Origin of the sequence: Venatorbacter sp. C2-1, assembly GCF_022832715.1 — a bacterium.
Taxonomy (GTDB): Bacteria; Pseudomonadota; Gammaproteobacteria; order Pseudomonadales; family Oceanobacteraceae; genus Venatoribacter; species Venatoribacter alkanivorans.
In genome coordinates this window covers 1584595-1606644 of record NZ_CP094879.1, presented here as the reverse complement: position 1 = coordinate 1606644, position 22050 = coordinate 1584595, and the positions used below count along the sequence as shown (strand labels likewise).

General features: G+C 52.9%; 16 protein-coding genes and 6 tRNA genes. 8 read left to right on the top strand and 14 right to left on the bottom strand.

Going from position 1 to position 22050, the window contains the following annotated elements:
* Nucleotides 1-125 precede the first annotated feature (125 nt).
* From MT343_RS07220 to MT343_RS07195, 6 genes are all read left to right on the top strand, one after another.
* Nucleotides 126-201: transfer RNA gene (locus MT343_RS07220), tRNA-Val, on the top strand.
* Nucleotides 202-244: 43 nt separating this feature from the next.
* Nucleotides 245-321 (top strand) — tRNA-Asp (locus tag MT343_RS07215).
* Between the two features lie 17 nt (nucleotides 322-338).
* Nucleotides 339-414, top strand: a tRNA-Val gene (locus MT343_RS07210).
* A gap of 25 nt (nucleotides 415-439) precedes the next feature.
* A tRNA-Asp gene (locus tag MT343_RS07205) sits at nucleotides 440-516 on the top strand.
* A 58-nt stretch (nucleotides 517-574) separates the two neighbouring features.
* Nucleotides 575-650 (top strand) — tRNA-Val (locus MT343_RS07200).
* Nucleotides 651-687: 37 nt separating this feature from the next.
* Nucleotides 688-764, top strand: a tRNA-Asp gene (locus tag MT343_RS07195).
* Nucleotides 765-1123: 359 nt separating this feature from the next.
* On the opposite strand, the gene MT343_RS07190 is transcribed toward MT343_RS07195, so the two are convergent.
* From MT343_RS07190 to MT343_RS07140, 11 genes are all read right to left on the bottom strand, one after another.
* On the bottom strand, nucleotides 1124-2176 hold the full coding sequence (locus MT343_RS07190) for an AraC family transcriptional regulator (protein ID WP_145469458.1): 1053 nt from the start codon (nucleotides 2174-2176) through the stop codon (nucleotides 1124-1126).
* Nucleotides 2177-2304: 128 nt separating this feature from the next.
* The gene (locus tag MT343_RS07185; protein WP_145469457.1) at nucleotides 2305-3105 is read right to left on the bottom strand and encodes a hypothetical protein; all 801 of its coding nucleotides are present in this window, start codon (nucleotides 3103-3105) and stop codon (nucleotides 2305-2307) included.
* Nucleotides 3106-3193: 88 nt separating this feature from the next.
* Entirely contained in the window at nucleotides 3194-5677 is a 2484-nt protein-coding gene (locus tag MT343_RS07180; protein WP_145469456.1) for an efflux RND transporter permease subunit, read from the bottom strand.
* Between the two features lie 2 nt (nucleotides 5678-5679).
* Nucleotides 5680-6897, bottom strand: a complete 1218-nt coding sequence (locus MT343_RS07175; protein ID WP_145469455.1) for a YCF48-related protein — start codon at nucleotides 6895-6897, stop codon at nucleotides 5680-5682.
* Nucleotides 6898-7059: 162 nt separating this feature from the next.
* Nucleotides 7060-8427, bottom strand: coding sequence for a DUF1329 domain-containing protein (locus tag MT343_RS07170; protein ID WP_145469454.1), 1368 nt, complete (start codon nucleotides 8425-8427; stop codon nucleotides 7060-7062).
* Between the two features lie 73 nt (nucleotides 8428-8500).
* Nucleotides 8501-11125 (bottom strand): aminopeptidase N, encoded by a 2625-nt coding sequence (gene pepN / locus MT343_RS07165; protein ID WP_145469453.1) that lies wholly within the window; start codon nucleotides 11123-11125, stop codon nucleotides 8501-8503.
* Between the two features lie 4 nt (nucleotides 11126-11129).
* A complete protein-coding gene (locus MT343_RS07160) occupies nucleotides 11130-11975 on the bottom strand; it encodes a DUF2797 domain-containing protein (protein ID WP_145469452.1) in 846 nt (281 codons plus the stop codon).
* A 3-nt stretch (nucleotides 11976-11978) separates the two neighbouring features.
* Nucleotides 11979-12233 (bottom strand): YeaC family protein, encoded by a 255-nt coding sequence (locus MT343_RS07155; RefSeq protein WP_145469451.1) that lies wholly within the window; start codon nucleotides 12231-12233, stop codon nucleotides 11979-11981.
* 43 nt (nucleotides 12234-12276) lie between these two features.
* Nucleotides 12277-13128: a rhomboid family intramembrane serine protease gene (locus MT343_RS07150; protein ID WP_255449041.1), complete on the bottom strand. Its 852-nt coding sequence runs from the start codon at nucleotides 13126-13128 to the stop codon at nucleotides 12277-12279.
* Nucleotides 13128-14084, bottom strand: a complete 957-nt coding sequence (locus MT343_RS07145) for a metallophosphoesterase (protein WP_145469449.1) — start codon at nucleotides 14082-14084, stop codon at nucleotides 13128-13130. The genes MT343_RS07150 and MT343_RS07145 overlap by 1 nt, the downstream gene beginning before the upstream one ends.
* 2 nt (nucleotides 14085-14086) lie before the next feature.
* The gene (locus MT343_RS07140; RefSeq protein WP_145469448.1) at nucleotides 14087-14971 is read right to left on the bottom strand and encodes an NAD(+) kinase; all 885 of its coding nucleotides are present in this window, start codon (nucleotides 14969-14971) and stop codon (nucleotides 14087-14089) included.
* 97 nt (nucleotides 14972-15068) lie between these two features.
* Here MT343_RS07140 and MT343_RS07135 point away from each other — a divergent pair, with 97 nt between their 5' ends.
* Complete coding sequence (locus MT343_RS07135; protein ID WP_145469447.1) at nucleotides 15069-15965, top strand: DUF1853 family protein; 897 nt, start codon at nucleotides 15069-15071, stop codon at nucleotides 15963-15965.
* 19 nt (nucleotides 15966-15984) lie between these two features.
* Here MT343_RS07135 and MT343_RS07130 read toward each other — a convergent pair whose 3' ends face one another.
* The 3 genes from MT343_RS07130 to MT343_RS07120 form a co-directional block, all read right to left on the bottom strand.
* The gene (locus MT343_RS07130) at nucleotides 15985-16890 is read right to left on the bottom strand and encodes a 1-aminocyclopropane-1-carboxylate deaminase/D-cysteine desulfhydrase (protein WP_243989474.1); all 906 of its coding nucleotides are present in this window, start codon (nucleotides 16888-16890) and stop codon (nucleotides 15985-15987) included.
* Nucleotides 16877-18076 (bottom strand): hypothetical protein, encoded by a 1200-nt coding sequence (locus tag MT343_RS07125; RefSeq protein WP_145469445.1) that lies wholly within the window; start codon nucleotides 18074-18076, stop codon nucleotides 16877-16879. Before MT343_RS07125 ends, MT343_RS07130 begins: the two co-directional genes overlap by 14 nt.
* A gap of 295 nt (nucleotides 18077-18371) precedes the next feature.
* Nucleotides 18372-19151: a hypothetical protein gene (locus MT343_RS07120; RefSeq protein WP_145469444.1), complete on the bottom strand. Its 780-nt coding sequence runs from the start codon at nucleotides 19149-19151 to the stop codon at nucleotides 18372-18374.
* Between the two features lie 239 nt (nucleotides 19152-19390).
* Here MT343_RS07120 and topA point away from each other — a divergent pair, with 239 nt between their 5' ends.
* Entirely contained in the window at nucleotides 19391-22045 is a 2655-nt protein-coding gene (gene topA / locus MT343_RS07115) for a type I DNA topoisomerase (RefSeq protein WP_145469443.1), read from the top strand.
* Nucleotides 22046-22050: the final 5 nt, after the last annotated feature.

The window sequence follows — 22050 nt, the reverse complement described above, 5'->3', positions numbered from 1 at the left end:
GTCTTTCCGGACACCGGCCGATTTTTTGAAGAATTTCCGCAAGTTACTGAAAAAAATCAAAAAAATCTCAGAAATAGCGTTGACATAAAGATCCGCGTGAGTAGAATGCCCACTCACTTTGCAGGGGGTGATTAGCTCAGCTGGGAGAGCATCTGCCTTACAAGCAGAGGGTCGGCGGTTCGATCCCGTCATCACCCACCAAAGCTGCACAAGTGAATGATCCGTAAGGATCGTATGAAAATATGGACTGGTAGTTCAGTTGGTTAGAATACCGGCCTGTCACGCCGGGGGTCGCGGGTTCGAGTCCCGTCCAGTCCGCCATTTTTCATACAGAATTTGGGTGATTAGCTCAGCTGGGAGAGCATCTGCCTTACAAGCAGAGGGTCGGCGGTTCGATCCCGTCATCACCCACCATCATTCCTCTGGAATGATACAGAGTGGACTGGTAGTTCAGTTGGTTAGAATACCGGCCTGTCACGCCGGGGGTCGCGGGTTCGAGTCCCGTCCAGTCCGCCATTTCATTACCCTGACAGGTAATGATTGCAGTTAAGTGACAAAATTTAGTGACACATTTGGGTGATTAGCTCAGCTGGGAGAGCATCTGCCTTACAAGCAGAGGGTCGGCGGTTCGATCCCGTCATCACCCACCATCATTCTTAAAGAGCGGTCTTTAAGATTGGTATCAGCGGACTGGTAGTTCAGTTGGTTAGAATACCGGCCTGTCACGCCGGGGGTCGCGGGTTCGAGTCCCGTCCAGTCCGCCATTTTAAAAACGTTTTACTTTAGCTGTACCAACCAATCGTTCGCTCTGGCGCACTCTTGGTATTGAAAAATCCTCCGATTTCCTCTGCTCGATTCGCACGTATCCTTCCTGATCTGCCTTTCTTAGTAATCATCGGTTTTCATCTTGCTGTAACAGTACAGAATTAACTTACGCCTGCCTTAGCGCTGAATGATCTGAGCACAGGAACTTTAAGAGAGATTCATGCTCTGAAGAAGCGCTGACAGTTGTACGTTCTGGCACAGGGTGTGCTTAACGTAAAACAACCACAACAATAATCCTGAACATGGAGGTAGTTATGTCTGACTACATCGAAGATCTTCTGGAAGTCGGTTTTGACGACTACGAAGACGACGTGGACGACGCGGTAGAGATGTAAGCTCTGCCCGACCGTTCGCGGAAACGCCCTGGCGCCTCGCCAGTCCAGCGTTTAAATGCCCGCTGAAATGCCGTCGCTGATCCGAAGCCTAATACATAGGCTATTTCACCCAGAGTCAGCGACGTATCCCGCACATAGCTCACTGCAAGATCCCGCCGCGTATCATTTAATACCTGCTGAAAACTGCACCCTTCATCGGTTAAGCGCCGCCTGACCGTCCAGGGCGCCATATTCAGCCGCTGCGCGACTTGCTCAAGGGTTGGCGTCTGACCGTTTAACAGCGGACCAATGGCACGCTCTGTCAGCTCACGGAAAGTTAAACCGAGACGCACCCGTTCCAGCTCGCGGTCCGCCAGCTGCTTTAATGCCGAATACGTCGATGCACAACGCTGCTGAACCGGTAAATCCAGTGCCCAGTCATGCAGCACAACCGCATTACGCTCTGCACCAAAATGAACCTCGCACTGAAAAATATCGCTGTAACGCTCCCGATAAGCCGGTGCTGAGAATTCAAATTCAACCCGTGCCAGCAAGTCATGACGACCACTGAGCAGTTGCATAAAGCGGTTCCAGCCTGACAATACCGAATCAACGACAAACAGGTTGTATTCGTTATACGGACTGATGGAATAAAACTGCGCAACGCCCCTGCCCTTTTCCAGCAGAAACTGCGAACGGCCACGGGCGTTAAAGCTCGACAATAATTCATACTCGGTCAGCGCCCTGCAGGCACTGCGGATATCCGCGGCACTCTGTGCCAGCAAACCCGCCAGGCCCATCGCCGGAGGTGATGTCAGACGGCCCATCTCCAGTCCCAGCCAGGGCATTGAAAATTCCTGAATACAGGCATGCCCCATACGCATAAAACGCGGAATGCTGATACGTGCATCCGGTGATGCCAGCTTTATCTCATCCAGCTGATACTGAGCCAATACAGCCTGAGGCCGGGCACCGGTTACTTCCACCGCACGCGCCATCAGCTCCACATAAGCCACCGAAATATCACCGAGTCTCATCGTCTTTTTCTGTTATTAAAATAAAAAGGCATTATCACTGGCCCTGCTGCCGCACGCAAAGCCTGCAGCAGCCTAAAACGCAGACATAAAAAAACCTGCCAAAGCAGGTTTCAGAAGCAGGCAAAGGGTCAGGCATCAAACCCGCTATCCTGTTGTTTCACGGAGGTCTCAGCAGGCTGATATTCCTGCTCATTCTCAGCGGCCTGTGGTTCATAAAAATCCAGCAGAAAACGGTAAGACAGCGACAACATCACCAGCGAAATCAGACTGGTAATATAAGTGCCGAACGCTGCCACATAGCTCAGTACAGAGTGATCCAGCATAAATAAGGCTAAAAAAGGCGACGCCAGAGCAATAGGCACAATAAATACCACCAACACAAGACGCGAGCCATTACCCTCACTTAATGACCAGGCGCGTTTAAGATCACTTTTCTGCCCCAGAGCCAGCTCCGGTAAAGTAATCGAAAGCCGCGACCAGATATAAAGCGCTGGCAGAACGCCGGCCACGGCCCCTAACCAGGCTTCCTCCTGACCGATAAACAGCATGGCAACCAGCATGGTGCAGAAAAAAACCACCGCGCCAATAACCCCCAACAACAAGCCCCGCAGCAGATAACGGAACTCTTCCCGTCTCATACCGTGCAGTGCATTGGCGTCCCATTTATCCTGTGGCAGCAGCGTAAAACGATGGCAAGACGTGGCAAACACCACGCTCAGCAAAATCGAAACAATCAGGAAGCCAAACTGGCCAGCATAGTTATTCTCGGCCAGAAAGGTTGAGCTGCTCCAGTCAACCAGTGCCAGAATTAACATGGCTGGCAAAAACATTTTGATCACCGCTGCGCGCTTTGACCAGAGCAAGGCAACCGCTTCGCTTACCAGATCAGCCACAGGCAGATCGGCACTTAATCCTAAAGGGCTTTTCATTTCTGTTTCCTTCTTTTTATGTCTGTGTCCCTGAAAGAAAAAAGACAAAAAAAACGGTGGCAGCGCCACCGTTTTAATTTTTTGCCACTCAGCCAGCCGGAGGAATATCTCCGTGGCGGGCTTTATGACGGGCAATAATGCGTTTCGGGCTGAGCAGATAATGCGCCAGAGCCGGCAGCAGAATCAAGGCACCCAGCATGTTCCACAGGAACATAAAGGTCAGCAGAATACCCATATCGGCCTGGAATTTAATCGGGGACAGAATCCAGGTTGCCACACCAATTGCCAGGGTAATACCGGTGAAACTTACCGCCTTACCGGTAGATTTCAGTGTTTCCAGGAAAGCTTCCTGCAAGGTCTTACCGGCAATAAGCATCACTTCCAGACGGCTGTAAATATAAATGCCGTAGTCGACACCAATACCCACACCCAGTGCAATTACCGGCAGCGTCGCTACTTTCACACCGATACCCAGATAGGTCATCAGCGCCTGGCTCAGCACCGAAGTCAGCGCCAGCGGAATCAGAATACAGGCCACCGCAGTGAACGAGCGGAAGGTCATGAAACACAGCACAAAGACCACAACGTAAACGAAGATCAGCATCGTATCCTGCGCATCGGCGATTACCTGATTGGTAGCCGCTTCGATACCGGCGTTACCGGATGCCAGCTGGAAACGCACCGGTACAGAATCGATTTCTTTATCCGCAATTGCCTGTTCAATTTCGGCAATGGTGTAGCCGAAATATTTTTCGTCAATATTGTCGTCGTACTGCGCTTTAAATTCCTCTACAGCCGCGACGGCGGTTTCCAGAGTCTCTGCTTTATGGTCATTCAGGTAAACAATAACCGGTGCCATAGAGCAGTTAGGATTCAGCAGACTGCTTGGCGCACGCTGAATAGAGGTATTCAGAATGGTCTGGTTACGCGACAGTGCTGACCAGTTCAGGTTGCCTTCGTTCATCGCTTTGGTAACCAGCTTCGATACGGTGACCAGCGAGGTTGTTGACTGCACACCCGGTACGTTTTCCATGTACCACATAAAGCGATCCACGGCGTCCATTACCTTGAAGCTGTTGCACTGCTCTTTAGCGGTTTCAACCATCACCACCAGAACATCAGAACTGGTTGAGTAGTTGGACACCATAAAGTCGTTATCAAGGTTGTAGCGCGAGTCAGCACGTAATTCTGGCGCACCTTTATCCAGATCACCGATTTTCAGGCCCTGGCTCATCTGATAGCCGAATACAGCCATCACAATGGCAATCACAATAGGAATCGGCGCCACCTTCGGGCTGGCAAAATAAGACATTGCCTTCCACAGTTTCGGCTCGGATTTTTCGGTTTTCTTGGCGTGACGCACACCGGCTTCGCTGATACCGATAAAGGACATCACAATCGGCAGCAATACCAGGTTAGTAACGATAATCATCGCCACACCGATACTTGCAGCAATCGCCAGTTCCTGAATTACGCCGATATCAATAAACAGCAGCGTCAGGAAGCCCATCGCATCACTTAACAGAGCAAGCATGCCCGGTACATACAAACCACGGAATGCCTGGCGGGCAGCCTGCAGTTTGTCGGCACCTTTACCGGATTCAATGGCGATACCATTAATAATCTGTACCGCGTGACTGATACCAATCGCAAACACCAGGAAAGGTACCAGTACCGAGTACAGGTCAACGGTGTAACCCATCAGCGCCAGTGCACCCAACTGCCATACCACAGCAATCAGCGATGCAATAATAGGAACCAGCGTACCTTTCGGGCAACGCGAATACAGGTACAGCAGAATGGCAGTCATCGCCATCGCCGCCAGGAAGAAGTAAACGATGGACTTTGCACCATCCAGCAAATCACCCAGTTTCTTCGGCGTACCGGTGATGTACACGCGGTATTTATCGTTGCTGTATTTGGCGCGGATTTTATCTTCCAGGTCCTGGGAGAACTTCTGGTAACTCAGCTTGGCACCGGTTTCCGGATCGTATTCAACCAGCGGTACGTCAATAATGGATGAGCGGAAATCGTTTGATACCAGACGTCCAACCTGGCCAGACTTCAGTACGTTCTGACGAACCTGTTCCAGGCTTTCCGGGCCACCATCATAGGTACTCGGAATAACCGGTCCACCCTGGAAGCCCTCTTCCGTTACTTCCGTCCAGCGGGTATTCGGCGTCCACAAAGACTGCATACCGGAACGGTCAACCCCTTTAACGAAGAATACTTCATCGTTAATTTTGCTCAGGGTTTCCATATAGTCTTTAGTAAAAATATCGCCCTCAAGTGCTTCGATCGAAATCTTCACATTGGCGACACCGCTCTTCATGTCATCTTTATGTACCAGAAAATTCTGGATAAAGGTGTGGTTCAGCGGAATGTATTTCTCGATGCTGGAGTCCAGTTTTACCTTGGTCAGACCATAGGCAAACAGCAGGGTCAGCAGACCCAGGACAATCATAACCAGCATGCGGTTATTAAACAGAATGCGTTCTAAAGCCGGCTCTGTCTCTTTCGACAGGATGTAATGTTCCGGCTCTGTAGAAAAATGGTGCTGTTGTTCAGCCATGATTAAAAATCTCCCGCCGCCATGCTAATGCTCTGATCAATTAACTCGCCGGCAGCATTAAGGCGCTTAACACCCGCCTCGCCAACAATAATAAAGTTACCGTCTGATGCTTCCGCAACCGCTGCAAAGGCTTTGCGCCCTTCCAGAATCGATGCTTTTGGATTCTGCATCTGAGCATCAAAAATCACCACTGAACCACCATTGCCGACCAGCAAAGTATGCTTACGGCCAATAGTGCCGGACAGTAACGTCTGCTCACTGCCTGTGGCTTTTTCATCCCAGCTGATGCCACCATCAACAGAACTGAAGACGTGACCACGGAGACCAAACATAATCTGCTTATCGCCGGCGGCAATCAGACCGAACAGTGAACCTTCATACGGAGAGTCCATGCTGTGCCAGCTCTGGCCCAGATCATCGGAACGCAGGATCATGCCCATTTCGCCAATCATCGCCAGAGAGCGCGGGCCTACCATGGAAATTGCATTCAGGTGGAGGCGATCAGGATTCGGTAAGCGTGAAGACACGTCTTCCCAGGTCGTACCGCCATCCAGGGTGTAGAAAAACATGCCATAAGCACCAACGGCGTAACCGCGCTTGGCATCGTAGAACCACACATCCAGGAAAGGTTTGGTAGAGCCTGTGCTCTGATCGTACTGGGCATCCTGCAGACCATAGGTTGCGGTTTCCAAAGCCATTTCAGCTTCTTCAATGGCAACATCATCGCCGGCCGCTTCAGCCGCTTCGAGACGATCTTTGGCACGCTGTTTTGATTTGGTTGCTGCAGCAACAATGGCGGTATTGGCCTGATAGCCATCGAACTGTTTAACCCAGGTCTTACCGGCATCTGATGAGTGCAGAATGACACCATCGTGACCAACCGCCCAGCCGTAATCACCGGATGGGAAATACACAGCCGTCAGGGTGACCGATACCGGCACTCTGGCCTGGGCCCAGGTTAAGCCGTCATCGTCGGAATAGACAATATGACCATGCGACCCCACGGCAACAAGACGGCGGTCTGCCCGGACAACATCAAGTAACAGCGTCTGATGGGCACGCTGAGTCTGTAAAGCCGGGGTATTAAGAGGGTCCTGCCAGGCTGCCTGAGCTGAAACTGCGCTTAGCAGTACGCCAAGAATCAACCCAACCCGGGTAAAGCCCATCGCCAGCGCTCTTCCCGTAGCACGAGCGTAAGACTGAACCAAATCAGAAAACATAAGGAGCTCCGTTTTTATAGTAATGTCGGAAGGCGGCTAGTCTAGCCGACTGATTTATCATTGACTAACGTCCAGTTGTTACAGAATGTAAGGGGAAAATCGTCTGTTTTGACCCTTAAATACAAGAACGGATGAGTAAAACTCATCCGTTCGTTTGCCCGATCAGCGCTTACCGCGGCGGCGCAATTCGGCCGGAGTAAAGTAGCGATCCCCCGGAGGCTCATTGGTATAGTCAATGGTCCCCGCCTCTTCATTATCCAGCCCCTGCACGTGATAACGCTTGGCTTTCAGATCATGGAACACATCCATCGTGGTCCAGGTTACCGGCAACTCGTAATAGGTTTTCATGTAAGCCATGTTCACACGCCAGAGATCACCGGCCGAATCGTACTGGTCAGCAACCGCAACCCCCCAGGTATCTTCGTCCAGGTAGAACACACGCTTGTGATATACGTGACGCATACCGTCTTTCAGGGTTGCTTCAACAATCCATACACGGTGTTTTTCATAGCGGGTGTAATCAGGATTCAGGTGACCTGGCTTAATCAGATCTTTATAGCTGACCTTATTTGAACTGAGCTTGTAGCTGTTATAAGGAATATAGATTTCCTTTTTACCCAGCAGCTTCCAGTTGTAACGATCCGGAGCACCGTTATACATGTCCGTGTCATCGGCATAACGCAGACCATCAGCCGCCGCAATCGGCGTATCGTAAGCCAGGTTAGGCGCACGGCGTACACGACGCTGACCAGCGTTATAACCCCATGCCTGACGTGCTTCATCCACCTGGTTCAGGGTTTCATGAACCAATACCGCACCACCCGCCAGACGCGCAGGGGCTTTGGTAAATGACAGGTAGTAGAACAGAATATTATTCAGATCTTCGATGCTTTTATCACGGCGATAAAAGTTGAATTCGACTTCCTGCTGCACCGTTACCAGTGAGAAATCACCATCAACATGTACGGCAATTTCAGACGCCCGGCGGGTTAAATAAATGCCGCGCCAGCGTGTTACGTGGTTCCAGATGGCTTCCAGACCGGTTTTGGCAAGCGGAAAAGGAATCCCGCCATAGGCATACATCAGACCATTGCCGTCTTTATTCAGCTCGGCACGGATAGCGTTTTTGTAGGTATTTTCGTACACCCACTCAGGTGCAGCTGCTGTACGACGGGTCTCATAGACCGGCATTTTAAAAGTATCAGGATATACCTTGAATAATGCCTTCTGGCCCGGGGTCAGGTACTCGGCATACTGCTTCATATTGGCCGCTGTAATGACAAACAACGGTTTATCTTTGGCGTACGGATCAATATGGTGCTGGCCAGGCTTGTTATAGCCCACCGGCGGCAGATTCAGACCACCACGCCAGGGCGGAATATCACTGCCATTACCACTACGTTCAGCTCCCAGCGGTGTCAGTTCCCCTTTCAGGCGATCCGCTTCTTTAACGGATACTGCCGCCATTGCCGTCGGCATTACAAACGCCAACGCCAATGCACCAGCCGCTATCCACTTATTTTTTTTCATTATGCGACCTCAACTACACCGCAGAGTGCGGCAATCTTCCCCGAAGCAAGAATAAAGAAACTTGCAGCGATGCTCAAATCAAACTCTTGCTGACAACCTCATACACGTCTTTGGATAAAGCGCCATGCTGCATAATGCGTTGCAACTCGGCTTTCATCAACTCCGATAATTGCGGCACCAGACGCCGCCACTTGGTCAGTGGCGTCAACAGACGTGCGGCGATCTGCGGATTACTGTCATTCAGACGCAATACCGCATCGGCCAGTAAACGGTAGCCGGCACCATCTTCACGATGAAAATGACACAGTGCCTGATTGGCAAATGCCCCCAATACCGAGCGTACCTTATTCGGGTTACGCCAATCGAAGGCGGTATGTGCCAGAAGCTGCTGAATAAATTCCACCTTACCCAGCTCCGCCGAACCAGCCTGCACCGACAGCCACTGATTCACCACCAGCGCATCCTGTGACCACTGCTGATAGAAATCGGCCAGCAACTGTTCTGCCTGCGCGGCATCACCGCTGTTGACCACCGCCACCAGCGCGGCCATCTGGTCGGTCATATTATCCGCGCTGCGATACTGGCTGACGGCCTGCTGCAGACCTGCAGCACTGCCCTTCACCCAATACGCCAGCGCCAGGTTTTTCAGACTGCGCGCCGACATCTGTGCCGGTTCTGGTGCATAAGGAGCGTCCGATTGCAGACGCTGATAACAGGCGGCAAATTCTTCACTCAGCGATTCAGCAATCGCCTGCTGCACCTGTTTACGCGCCGCATGAATCGCCAGCGGATCAACCTCGGCAGAGAATTCAGCCACATAGGCTTCCGATGGCAGTGTCAGCAGACAGCTGACCATCGCCGGATCGAGTGATTCATCAGCCAGCAGACGGGCAAAAACTTCACGTACTTCCGGGCGTAATTCAAAATTGCCCTCTTGGGCGGCATTAATCCAGCTCAGCAGCAGACGCTGACCGGCATCCCAGCGGTTAAAGCCATCGCTGTCATGCTGCAGTAAAAACAGCAGATCGTCGGCGGATTGTTCGAACTCCACTTTCACCGGTGCGGAGAAATCACGGAACAGCGATAAGCGTGGTTGTTCTGCAACACCGCTAAAAACAAAGGTTTGTTCAGCTTCGGTCAGATGCAGCACCTGACTGCTTTCTGTCCAGGCGGACGCGGGTTCAACCTGAATCACCAAATCCTTGCCATCAGCACCAATCAGGCCCAGCTGTACCGGAATCCATTGCGGCAGTTTATTACTTTGCCCCGGCGTATCCGGGCAGCGCTGAGTCAGTGTCAGGCGCAGCTGCTGAGCATCCGCATCGTACTCACTGTTCACCGTTACCAGCGGTGTACCCGCCTGCTTATACCAGCGTTTGAACAGGGTCAGATCAACGCCGTTAGCGTCTTCCATCGCCTGCACAAAATCATAAATGGTAACGGCCTGGCCATCGTGGCGGTCAAAATACAGATCGGAACCTTTACGGAAACCGTCTTTGCCGAGAATTTTGTGCAGCATACCGACCACTTCTGCACCTTTTTCATAAATGGTCACGGTGTAGAAGTTGGAAATTTCGATAAAGGAATCCGGCTGCACCGGGTGCGCCATCGGCCCACCGTCTTCGGCAAACTGTACGGTGCGCATAATGTTTGCGTCTTCAATACGTTTAACCGTGGCGGAATTCATATCAGCCGAGAAACAGGCATCACGGAACACCGTAAATCCTTCTTTCAGACTCAGCTGAAACCAGTCACGACAGGTGACGCGGTTACCCGACCAGTTATGGAAATATTCGTGCGCAACAATGGCCTCAATACGCTGGTAGGCAGCATCGGTGGCGGTCGCCGGATTGGCCAGAACACAGGACGAATTGAAAATATTCAGTCCTTTATTTTCCATCGCGCCCATATTGAAGTCATCGACGGCGACGATCATAAAAATATCCAGATCGTATTCGCGGCCATACACTTCTTCATCCCAGCGCATGGAGCGTTTTAACGCATCAAGGGCATAGTCGGTTTTATCGATATTCTGTGGCTCGACAAAAATTTTCAGTGCCACATCACGCCCGCTCATGGTGGTAAAGCGGTCTTCCTTAACGCGTAAATCACCGGCTACCAGCGCAAACAGATAGGCTGGTTTTTTATGCGGGTCGTGCCAGGTCACTTTATGCAGACCATTTTCAACCCTGTCAGCAATCAGGTTGCCGTTAGATAACAACACCGGAAATTGCGCCGCATCGGCAATAATGTGCGTGGTAAAAACCGACATCACATCCGGACGGTCGAGATAATAGGTAATTCGGCGGAAACCTTCGGCTTCACACTGGGTACAGTACATACCACCGGAACGGTACAAGCCTTCGAGGGCGGTATTTTTTGCCGGATAAATCCGGGTTTTTATTACCAGTTGTGAGCGCTGCTGTACGCCTTTCACGGTCAGGCTTTCATCACCCAGCTCATATTGTTCGGTGGTAAGAGTCTGACCATCCAGCACCAGACTGATCAGTTCCAGATCCTGACCGGCAAGCAGCAAATCAGCGCCATCCGCTGCCTGATCATTGCGCACCAGATCCAGCAGCGCCGTCACCAGGGTATATTCATCCTGTAATTCAAAGGTCAGCTCAGTGCGCTCAATCCAGTAGTCCGGCTGCTGATAGTCTTTCAGATAAATGGCTGTTGGCTGTGCATCACGCATAGACTTAATCCTTTAACGCAAATGAAATATGGTATGAGCTGAATTTACGTAAATTAATCACACCACCATCCAGTATTAAATACTGCCCCTTAAGGCCCAGCAGACGACCGCTGACCTGAGGATTTTTATCAAAATTAAAACTGCTGATTTTGTTTGGATACTGACTGACCGGGTAGTCAAACTGCCAGACATCGGCGTCGTGCAGAAGCTGCACACTGCCAACGCCTTCGCGTTGTTCAATTTCTGCCAGCGGCTGGGCAAACTCACTCAGCAGACGATCGCGCTCAGCTACTAAATCCAGAGCAGCGGCCGGGCCTTTCAGCAAGGTGCGCCAGTTGGTTTTATCGGCTACCTGCGAACGCAATAAATCTTCGATCAAACCTGACAAGCGGCGATTTTTAACCCGCGCAATCGGTAACGCCTGTGCTGCGCCCTGATCCAGCCAGCGCACCGGCATTTGTGTGGCACGGGTAATGCCCACTTTTAATCCGGAAGAATTCGCCAGATAGACAATATGATCGTTAAAGCAAACCTGCTCCGCCCACGAAGGCTCGCGACAGGTACCCGCCGAAAAATGGCATTTTTCCGGACTCATCATGCACGAATCGCATTGCGCCAGCGAGGTAAAGCAGGGGTAACAATAGCCCTGACTGAAACTGGTCTTGGTACGCCGCCCACAATGACTGCAGTGAATGGCACCGCTGTAGGTCATTTCAATATGACGGCCAATCAGCGGATTTAAATCCAGCCGCTGATCGTCCAGCACCAGCTGATACTGCACAACATCATCGTGTTCGCCGGCCTGCAGGGCCATTTTACTGAGCAGGCCACTGGCCAGAATCTGAGTCATAAATTACTGCAGGGTCAGTGTCTGAACATCGTCGTGATCATCTTTACCTGATGATTTACAGGCATCTTCCATATAACCCACGCGCTGCTCCGCCGGCAGGTCGTGAATCTGTTCATAATGAATAATGGCTTCCATGCACAGTTCTCGCTGCTGAGGCTCCAGCTTACGGCCATCAGGCCAGCGTCCCAGCTCTACGGCATTGCGCAGATTCTGATAGATCTCAGGCGTCAGGGATTTAATAAGTTGTTCAAGTGTCATAGCAACCTCATCACAGACCTGCCCACAGCGGCAGTGTCTTTTCTTACTTAAATTCAGTATCACGGCTGACGGTTTTAACCGGCCACAGCATAGCCAGAATAAAACCACTGATCAGTCCGCCTAAGTGCGCTCCATGCGCGGTACCGGATAATCCCGGCACCAGGGTATCGGCACTGATGGTGAGCAACAACCAGCCCACCATGACCGGTAATAACATGCGCGGAATACGGTAATCGATATTGCGCCGGCGCTGACGGAATCCAACCCAGCCAAGCAATCCCAGAGTGACGCCGGAAATCCCGCCAAATGCCGGCCCGGCATACCACCACTGCACCATATTGCCCATCAGACCGCAAACCAGCAGCAGAACCAGCAGAGGCTTAACGCCCTCATGCTGCTCTACTCTTCTGGCCAGAATCCACCACCAGAGCGAATTAAACAGCAAGTGCAGAAGTGAAAAATGCAGCAAGGTTGGCCGCCATAATTCCCAGACACCTAATTGCCAGTAAACACCCGGATCAAAGCGTTGCTCTGGCCAATAATCTGCGCCTGCGCTGACCCAGCTTTGCCAGCCGGTTGAAAAATGCATCCAGATAAATACGGCCGGTAACAACAATAAAATAAAGGTGCTGAGCGGTGTTGCCAGTAACTGCAGTAATCCCTGCCACAGCTTAGGTTCAACCGCTTCCGCAGGCAGCGGAGTAATCTGCCCTGCCTGCCATTCTTCCAGCCACTGCTTAACCTGCGGCGCATGACGGCCATCGGCCAGGTATAAACACTGCTGACCATCCGCCTGATCAATGACTCTGTGCGCTATACGTTCGGCCCACAGACGCTGAGTCAGCGGCGATAAATCCACACCGGCCGGTGCGACCAGCACAAGCACAGGCTCCATCACCGCTCGCTCTTTTCTACCCGCACCCAGGTAAATTTACCCGGCTGCAAACTGCGTTCGGTATCCATACGGTACGCGGCAAGACGTCCGTATTTAACCGCACTGTAATCAAGACAGGCGATATTAGGCACAATGGGCGCAGGTAAACCCTGCATCCAGTAGTGGCCAATAAACAGCGGTTTTTCCTGCGGGCCGTAAAACAGCAGCTGGTCGCGTTCTTCACCGCTTAATAAAGCGTGTTCGATATCATCGGGCAGCGGATCAGGCTGAAAAACCACATCGCTGTAGCGCTCCGGGTCACCTTCCCAGAATTTGGTACGGAAAAACTGCCGCACCATACCGTCTTTGGCTGTCATTGAACGGCCATCGGGTAATTTCAGTGATGTGCCACGCAGCATACGGTCGAGAAACTTATAAATAAATGAACTGGTATTCACCGACTCAGCGAGCATATTTTTATGCAGTTTATTACTGCCATAACGGCGCAGATATTCGTCAATCATGGCCTGATCCCAGCAGGCATGAACCACGCGGAAGTGCTCATAATCAAGGAACAGCGGCAGATCGATAAACCAGTCGAGAAATTCATTAAACTCGTGCGGATAATTAGCAAACTGCTCCAGTGTCTGCTCGACAATAAAGCTGTTGCGTTTGGTGTGCGGACGCAGAAAAGGCTGGCGCATTCCCGGCGGCGCTTCGGTGCAATAGGTCACCACATTGTATTCGTGATTACCCATCACTATATCGGCATGACCGGCATCGACCATATCGCGTACAACATGACAGGCGAGGCGGATATGCGGTCCGCGATCAACAATATCGCCGAGAAAAACGACCTTGCGCTTCGGGTGCTGGTACACGCCGCCGCGTTTGCTGTAGCCCATCTGCTCCAGCAACTCGATCAGCGTTTCGCCACAGCCGTGAATGTCACCGATTAAATCGTAACCCTGGTGCATACTTAATCCCCCAGGTTGCTACTCCAGCCCAGTTTAGTCCGGCAAATTTCATAGAAATTGTGGCCTTTGGGGTGAATCAGCTTCAGTTTATGGGCTTTTTTGCGGATGGTAATACTGTCGCCGGGCGCACAGGGAATATGCGTCTGGCCATCACAACTGATGGTCGGGTAAATACCCAGATCCGAATCAATCACGATTTTAATTTCGCTCTTGCCGTCAACCACAATCGGCCGGCTGGAAAGCGTGTGCGGGAACATCGGCACCAGCACCAGCGCATCCAGTTTCGGGTGCATAATAGGGCCACCGCCGGAGAGCGAATACGCGGTCGAGCCGGTTGGTGTCGATACAATCAGACCATCGGAACGCTGGTTATAAACGTACTGGCCTTCAATCCACAGATCAAAAGCAATCATCCGTGCTGACTTACCCGGGTGCAGCACCACATCGTTCAGCGCCGCGGCGGTGGCAATCGGATTGCCATCACGCTTTACCTCAGCATCGAGCAGGAAGCGCATCTCACTGACGTATTCGCCATTAAGAACATCCTGCACCGCGTCGAACATGGTTTCGTCCGGGCTGATATCGGTCAGGAATCCCAGGCGGCCACGGTTAATCCCCAGCACCGGCGTATTAAAACGCGCCAGTGCGCGCGCCGCACCCAGCAGACTGCCGTCACCGCCCACCACAATCACCAGATCGCAGATCTCACCGAGCAGATTAACATTGCTGACCTGCATGCCATGACCCGGCATCACTTCAGCAATACGGTCATCAAGAATAACGTGATAGCCTTCATCGATCAGATAACGGGACAGACGCTTAACCGTCTCAATCACTTTATTGCTGTTCAGACGGCCGATCATGCCGATGTTACGAAATTCTTCCATTACTGCGACCTGGCATTTAAGTGGGCGATAGGCAGAACGGCTGGCTGCAGCCCTGCGAATAATGGCCCGATTTATACCACAGAGGAGTTAAAAACGCTTGTTTGCCGCTGATCATTCCTACTTCGCCCTGCCCGGCCAGCATCAGCGCGACCTGATCTGGAGCCTGTTCGGCCCGCCCCTGCTCGACTGTGACTGGAGCCCGGCTGATCAACCCTGGCTTCCTGATAACTGGCAACCTCTGGCTGCCCAACTGAGCAATCTGGCTCCGGACTTCAGCAGTCCGCGTCTGGGATTAATATTTGAGCAGCTGTGGCAGGAATATCTGCAACTCAGTGGCATCCGTTTTCAGGCCAATGTGCAGATTATTGATCAGGGCAAAACCCTCGGTGAGCTGGACCTGCTGCTGGATAACGGCCGCCAGCAATGGCATCTGGAGCTGGCGCTGAAATTCTATCTTGGCTACGGCAATGAACAGGGCCAGCACTGGATCGGCCCCAACCGCGCCGATCTGCTGGCACGCAAAATCCGCCATACCCACGAACATCAGCTGCCCATGCGCCAGAATCCGCAGGCACAGCAACAACTGGCTGCGCTGAACTGGCAGCCGCAGACCAGTCTGGCGGTGATGCGCGGCTGCCTGTTTTATCCAGCCAACCCGCAGTATCAGGCCAGCCTGCCGGCGGAAGTGTCGGCCCATCACTGGCGCGGACACTGGTGCCATGCCCGGCAGGCCGCCGATTATCTGCCACAGGGGCGCTGGTACGTGCTGGCCAAACCGCAGTGGCTGAGCCCGGCGCTGGCGGCTTTCAGCATCGGCCGGGAGGAGTTACTTGAGTATCTGTGCACGCATTTCCGTCATCTGACCTATCCCTGCTGCGTGATACAGACAGAGGAAGGTCCATACGGCTGGGCCGAACAGCAGCGCTGGCTGATTATGCCGGATGACTGGCCGCAGAACGGCACCCATAAGAATCTGCCGGTTAAGCTGGGCTGAGGTCAGATTTAAAAGCACATTACAGCGAATAGCCGCGACGCCCCTGCAACCCGCCGCTGTGAATCAGTAAAATCCGGGCGTGCGCGGATTCAGTCATCAGGGCCTGCTCAAAGGCCAGCAACAGTTTGGCGGTATACACCGGGTCCAGTGGCAGATGCTGACGATCATAGCGTTCAATCAGCGCCAGCAGCTCTGGCGAAGTACGTCCGAACGCACCCAGATGAGCATCATCCAGCAGGCGCCAGCGTACATCCGCCGGCATCGCCTGCTGCCAGGCGCGCAGGCGTTCACCCTGATCGGCAACCGCATTCACCCCGACCAGTTCACAATCAATCCGTTGTTCCTGCAGCCCTTTCGCCAGTCCCCGTGCCGTTGTACCACTGCCAACTGCCAGCCAGACCTGATCGTAGCCTTCGCACAATGACGCCAGTTGCCGGCACTCCTGCTCTCCGGCATCACCTGAGCCGCCCTCAGGAATCACAAAGGCATCGTAGTGCTGAGCCAGTTCCTGCTGCCATTGCGGATCATAACGGCGGGCGTAGGTTTTCTTATCGGCGAAAACCAGTTCAGCTCCCCAGCTCTGGCAATCCTGCAACGTAGCCGTCAGCGGCAGATGCGCATAGCCGCGCACCAACGCAATCACCGGAATATTCAGCGCCTGCCCGAGGGCTGCAAGAGCATGCAGATGATTGGAGTACGGGCCGCCGAGACTCAGCAGCGCACGGCGGCCGGATGCTCTGAAGCGCGGCAGAAATCCGGCCAGTTTAAAGGCTTTGTTACCGGAGATATGAGGATGCAGACGATCAAGCCGCAGGATATCGACATGGCCGCGGGACGGCAGGCCGGGCACAGGCTCAATCAGGGCAGCCAGCTCAGCCGGATCAATCCCGGACCAGCGAACCCCGGTGTCGTCAGCTGCCGGCAAGGTGCAACTGGCGGTGCAGTTTACAGTAGGCATTAAGGTCGTGATCGAACTCACGCGGGTGTTCTATGCGGGGGATTTCAGCGTTGCATTGCTGACAGCGCGGATCGTCATAATGATCCAGCCAGCGGCGGTAAACCTCTTCGCTGACAAAACACTTCTGCGCCGCGTAGGCCAGGGGGTTATCGGCATAACGCAGCATGTTGGCCGGCGTAATGGTCAGATGACCAACGCCCGGATGAAATGCCACCAGCACCGCTTCCAGGCCATCCAGACGATTAACAAAACGTTCAGCGCTCTGCTCTTCTGCCTGTTCCAGATACTGGCGCAGGGTTGCTGCTTCTTCTTTTAAGCGTGCGGCTTCTTCATCACTGACCACAGGCTCTGCCACTGGTTGGTTATCGTTCAGAGACTGACGTAAACGCTCAGTCTCCTGACGCTCCTGCTCCAGCGCCAGGGTCAGGCTTTCGACTTCGGCGGCATGAGCGGCCATTTCATTGCGGTGCACCTGGCGCAGCTCTTCAAGTTCGGCTTCGCCGGAGGCATCCGCCTGACGTCCCAGCTTTTCATTCAGGCTCTTCTGCCGCTCAATTTCCTGCTGCAACTGCTGCAGCTGACGGCGGTAGGCTTCCATCTCATTGCGCAGCGTGCGCTTAAGGTCTTCGACTTCCGGGTCGCTGTGCTTTTTAGCCAGCAGGCTGCCGGCGCCGGCGCCACCGGTCACACGTTCCACAGCAGAAATTCGCTCCTGCGGCCACAAATCACGCTCGGTTAACGGCGCCTGATCGCGCAGCATGCTGCCACGCAATGCTTTGCGGATAGCCATAAAATCGGATGTCACCGGCTCCCACAGCGAGTCAGCATGCCAGCTGATGGAACACTGACTGCGACAGGCCAGCCGGATACGGCCGGCGCCCATATTAGGACCACGCCCGGCACTGTCAGCCAGACGACGCAGCGGCATATACCAGCGCGCATCAATCACAGAATGTTTAACCGGTGCCTCAAACAGCACCAGCGCTTCGGCCGAACGGTGATTGCCGATCTGCAGATAGGCCGCCTGTATTTTGTGTTCCGCAGCATGCTGCAGAGGTGTTTGCTGACGAACCAGACGTTCAAAATCTGCCAGCCAGTACGCTTCGACCACCTCGTGGTCATGCAGGACTAAAACGGCTTCCTGAATACTCATGCTTGCATCTCTGCTTATGGTGCCGGACAGACAAAGGTCATCGTCAGCGGGTAGTAACAAATCAGGGCCTGTTTAATTCGTGTCAGCCGGCCCTGAGATTGTCTGACACACTAATGAAAACTTATGACGCCGAACAGGTCAGTTCCCGCCACCAAAATGAAGGATTATATTCTGTGACGAACGTCACAAACGAATTTTTCCCTTTGTTTTCAGCACTTTAAAAAAATCACTGAAAGCAGGCATGTGACATTTTACGACCCACTAAAGGGGCATTCAGGATAACTTCCGGGGCCTGTCAAAACTTACGTTTCTCTGAAGCGTTAGGATTGGTGGGAATGCCAAAAGGATCATGCTCATCTTTGATCTCTTTCGATAACGCCTGAGCAAGGCTGCCCTCTTTCTTTTCGCCACCGTTATATAAAGAAGCAGTACGCTGGGTCAGATCGCGGATGCGCTGGTTTTTCTCCGGATACTGCAGGTCAAACTCAATCAGAATCTTTTTCGCTGCTTTGTAGTAATTGGTCGCAGTAATCACATCACCACGCCCTGCCGCCACATCACCCTGCGCGGTGTAGGTATCGACTTCTTTCTCCAGCAGAGTCAGACGCAGATAACGGCGATACTCCATCATTGCCGCCTCCGAAATCAGTTTTTTACGCGCCATAACATTCAGCGCCTTCAGAATCCGGCCAAACTGGCGGCGCGCAAAACGTATCTCACGATCGCTTTTCAGTACCCGGCGATTACCTTTGCCTTCATCAATTTTGCGCCGGTAAGGTGCTGCATCAAACAGCTCCTGTGCGGAACTGTTGTTGTCTTTTTTAGGCAGGGCTTCCTGATAAACAACGTACAACTGCTCGACCCTCTCCAGGACCGCCAGCTGCACCTCCTTAAAATTATCAACCAGAATCAGAAACTCCAGCGCTTCCAGCAGATCATCCGCCCCCTGCTTCACCGCCCGGGCCTGTAAACGCTGGGCTTGCTGCGCCTGCTGCCTGCGCCCCGCCATAACCAGTCCGAACAGAATCAATGCAACCGGTAACGCTATCGCCACGATCAAACCAATCGCTGACATAAAAAACGGTTCTCCCCAATCTATGCTATTCCTAAACAAAGGCCCTGTTTACACGGCCTTTGGTGACGTCAATATCACCATATGCTGGTGACAAGTTTAGCAACGTTTCACCACCCTGCCGGAGCGCATTGCAGGACTCCGGTAACGAGAGAAGCTTGACCACCCCCCCCGGTGTACCTATAAAGTGTCGCCTTCTGTGCGCCTGGCTATATCAACAAGAAAGGGTTAATCAAAGGAATATGGGCAAATCGCTGGTTATCGTGGAGTCGCCTGCAAAGGCTAAAACCATCAATAAATACCTGGGTAAGGACTTTATTGTTAAGTCCAGCGTGGGCCACGTACGCGACCTGCCAACCTCTGGCTCAGGACAGCCCAGCGATCCTAAAGAGCGCGCTAAACAGGCAGCTCTCACCCGTAAAATGTCGCCCGAAGCCAAGGCCGAATACAAAAAGAAAAAGTCCCGCGAGCAGTTAATTGGCCGCATGGGCGTTAACCCGGAAAAACACTGGGAAGCCAACTATCAGGTGCTGCCGGGTAAAGAAAAAGTTGTCGAAGAACTGCAGCGATTGGCCAAAGATGCCGATCAGATCTATCTCGCAACGGATTTGGACCGCGAGGGAGAAGCCATCGCCTGGCACCTTCGTGAGATTATTGGCGACAGCAAAAAACAATACCGCCGCGTCGTGTTTAATGAGATTACCAAAAAAGCGATTCAGAGCGCGTTCGAGCAGCCATCCGAACTTAATATGAATCGCGTCAATGCCCAGCAGGCACGCCGTTTCCTCGACCGCGTTGTCGGTTTTATGGTCTCACCTCTGCTGTGGAGCAAGGTCGCACGTGGTTTATCCGCCGGCCGTGTGCAATCCGTTGCTGTTCGTCTGATTGTTGAACGCGAACGGGAAATCCGTGCCTTTATTCCACAGGAATACTGGGAAACCTTCGCCGATCTGAGCACTCCTGCCGGTGAAGCTTTGCGCGCCCAGGTGATGCGCCAGAACGGTAACGAGTTCCGTCCGGTTAACGAGCAGGACACCATGTCGGCCGTCGCCGCGCTGCGTGGCCACCGCTATGAAGTGCTGAAACGCGAAGACAAGCCGACCAGTTCCAAGCCTGCTGCACCTTTTATTACCTCTACGCTGCAACAGGCTGCCAGTACGCGTCTGAGTTTCAGCGTTAAGAAAACCATGACGCTGGCGCAGCGCCTGTACGAAGCCGGTTACATCACTTACATGCGTACCGACTCGACCAACCTGAGTCAGGAAGCGGTCAGCAACGTGCGTGATTACATCAGCGATAAACTGGGCGAACAGTACCTGCCGGATGAGCCGCGCAGCTACAGCAGCAAAGAAGGCGCTCAGGAAGCGCACGAGGCCATCCGTCCTTCCGATGTCCGCCTGCGTGCAACCGATCTCAGTGCCATGGAACCGGATGCACAGCGTTTATACGATCTGATCTGGCGCCGCTTTGTTGCCTGTCAGATTAAAGATGCGCAATTCACCAGCACCAGCATCACCGTCAAAGCCGGCGAGTTTGAACTGAAAACCCGCGGCCGCGTTATGCGTTTTGACGGCCACCTGAAAGTATTGGCTGCGATGGGCAAAGGCGAAGATGACGTCCTGCTGCCGGATGTCAGCGAAGGCGATACCCTGCAACTGGTCGAACTGGAACCGAAGCAGCATTTTACCAAACCGGCACCGCGTTTCTCGGAAGCGGCACTGGTTAAAGAACTGGAAAAACGCGGTATCGGCCGTCCTTCGACCTATGCCTCGATTATTTCCACCATTCAGGAACGTGGTTACGTCAGCCTGAAAGGTCGTCGTTTTTACGCCGAAAAAATGGGCGACATTGTCACCAGCCGTCTGGTTGAGAACTTCGACGACCTGATGGACTTCGGCTTTACCGCCAGCATGGAAGAAAAACTCGATCATATTGCCGAAGGTGATATGAACTGGACCGACGTTCTGGATGAGTTTTATCAGGGCTTTCAGCAAAAGCTGGAAGTGGCTGAAGGCGAAGACGGCATGCGCCCGAATGATCCGGTTGATACCGACATTCCGTGTCCTACCTGTGGTCGCCATATGCAGATCCGCACGGGTTCTACCGGTGTATTCCTCGGTTGTTCCGGCTACAGCCTGCCACCGAAAGAACGCTGCACTCAAACGCTCAATCTGGTACCGGGCGATGAAGCAATCTCCGCCGATGAAGACGAAGAAGCAGAAAGCCGCCGCCTGATGGATAAGCGCCGTTGCAGCATCTGCGACAGCGCGATGGAAAGCTATCTGCTGGACGAAACCCGTAAGGTACATATCTGCGGTAATAACCCGGATTGCAGCGGCTTCGCCGTAGAAACCGGCCAGTTCAAGATTAAAGGCTATGACGGTCCAACGCTTGAATGCGATAAATGCGGCAGTGAAATGCAGCTGAAATCCGGTCGCTTCGGCAAATACTTTGGCTGTACAAACAGCGAATGTAAGAACACCCGAAAATTATTGAAGAGCGGCGAAGCGGCACCTCCGAAAATGGACGCGATTGCCATGCCGGAGCTGAAATGTCAGAAAGTAGACGACACCTACGTTCTGCGTGACGGTGCAACCGGTTTATTCCTGGCCGCCAGCCAGTTCCCGAAAAAACGCGAAACCCGTGCACCACTGGTTGAAGAACTGCTTCCTCATCAGGCCGAACTGCCGCAGAAATACCATTTCCTGCTGGATGCTCCGCGCCAGGATCCGGAAGGCAATCCGGCCATCATCCGTTACAGCCGCAAAACCAAAGAGCAGTATGTAATGACTGAAAAAGACGGCAAAGCCACCAGCTGGTCGGCCTATTACGTCGATAATAAATGGGTTGAGCACGACAAGAAAAAAGCACCCGCCAAAAAGGCCGACAAAGCCTGATTCAC

Excerpts from the sequence above, each read along its gene's own strand:
- MT343_RS07190 (WP_145469458.1), bottom strand. The coding sequence starts at position 2,176 with ATGAGACTCGGTGATATTTCGGTGGCTTATGTGGAGCTGATGGCGCGT.
- MT343_RS07185 (WP_145469457.1), bottom strand. The coding sequence starts at position 3,105 with ATGAAAAGCCCTTTAGGATTAAGTGCCGATCTGCCTGTGGCTGATCTG.
- MT343_RS07180 (WP_145469456.1), bottom strand. The coding sequence starts at position 5,677 with ATGGCTGAACAACAGCACCATTTTTCTACAGAGCCGGAACATTACATC.
- MT343_RS07175 (WP_145469455.1), bottom strand. The coding sequence starts at position 6,897 with ATGTTTTCTGATTTGGTTCAGTCTTACGCTCGTGCTACGGGAAGAGCG.
- MT343_RS07170 (WP_145469454.1), bottom strand. The coding sequence starts at position 8,427 with ATGAAAAAAAATAAGTGGATAGCGGCTGGTGCATTGGCGTTGGCGTTT.
- pepN (WP_145469453.1), bottom strand. The coding sequence starts at position 11,125 with ATGCGTGATGCACAGCCAACAGCCATTTATCTGAAAGACTATCAGCAG.
- MT343_RS07160 (WP_145469452.1), bottom strand. The coding sequence starts at position 11,975 with ATGACTCAGATTCTGGCCAGTGGCCTGCTCAGTAAAATGGCCCTGCAG.
- MT343_RS07155 (WP_145469451.1), bottom strand. The coding sequence starts at position 12,233 with ATGACACTTGAACAACTTATTAAATCCCTGACGCCTGAGATCTATCAG.
- MT343_RS07150 (WP_255449041.1), bottom strand. The coding sequence starts at position 13,128 with ATGGAGCCTGTGCTTGTGCTGGTCGCACCGGCCGGTGTGGATTTATCG.
- MT343_RS07145 (WP_145469449.1), bottom strand. The coding sequence starts at position 14,084 with ATGCACCAGGGTTACGATTTAATCGGTGACATTCACGGCTGTGGCGAA.
- MT343_RS07140 (WP_145469448.1), bottom strand. The coding sequence starts at position 14,971 with ATGGAAGAATTTCGTAACATCGGCATGATCGGCCGTCTGAACAGCAAT.
- MT343_RS07125 (WP_145469445.1), bottom strand. The coding sequence starts at position 18,076 with ATGAGTATTCAGGAAGCCGTTTTAGTCCTGCATGACCACGAGGTGGTC.
- MT343_RS07120 (WP_145469444.1), bottom strand. The coding sequence starts at position 19,151 with ATGTCAGCGATTGGTTTGATCGTGGCGATAGCGTTACCGGTTGCATTG.
- topA (WP_145469443.1), top strand. The coding sequence starts at position 19,391 with ATGGGCAAATCGCTGGTTATCGTGGAGTCGCCTGCAAAGGCTAAAACC.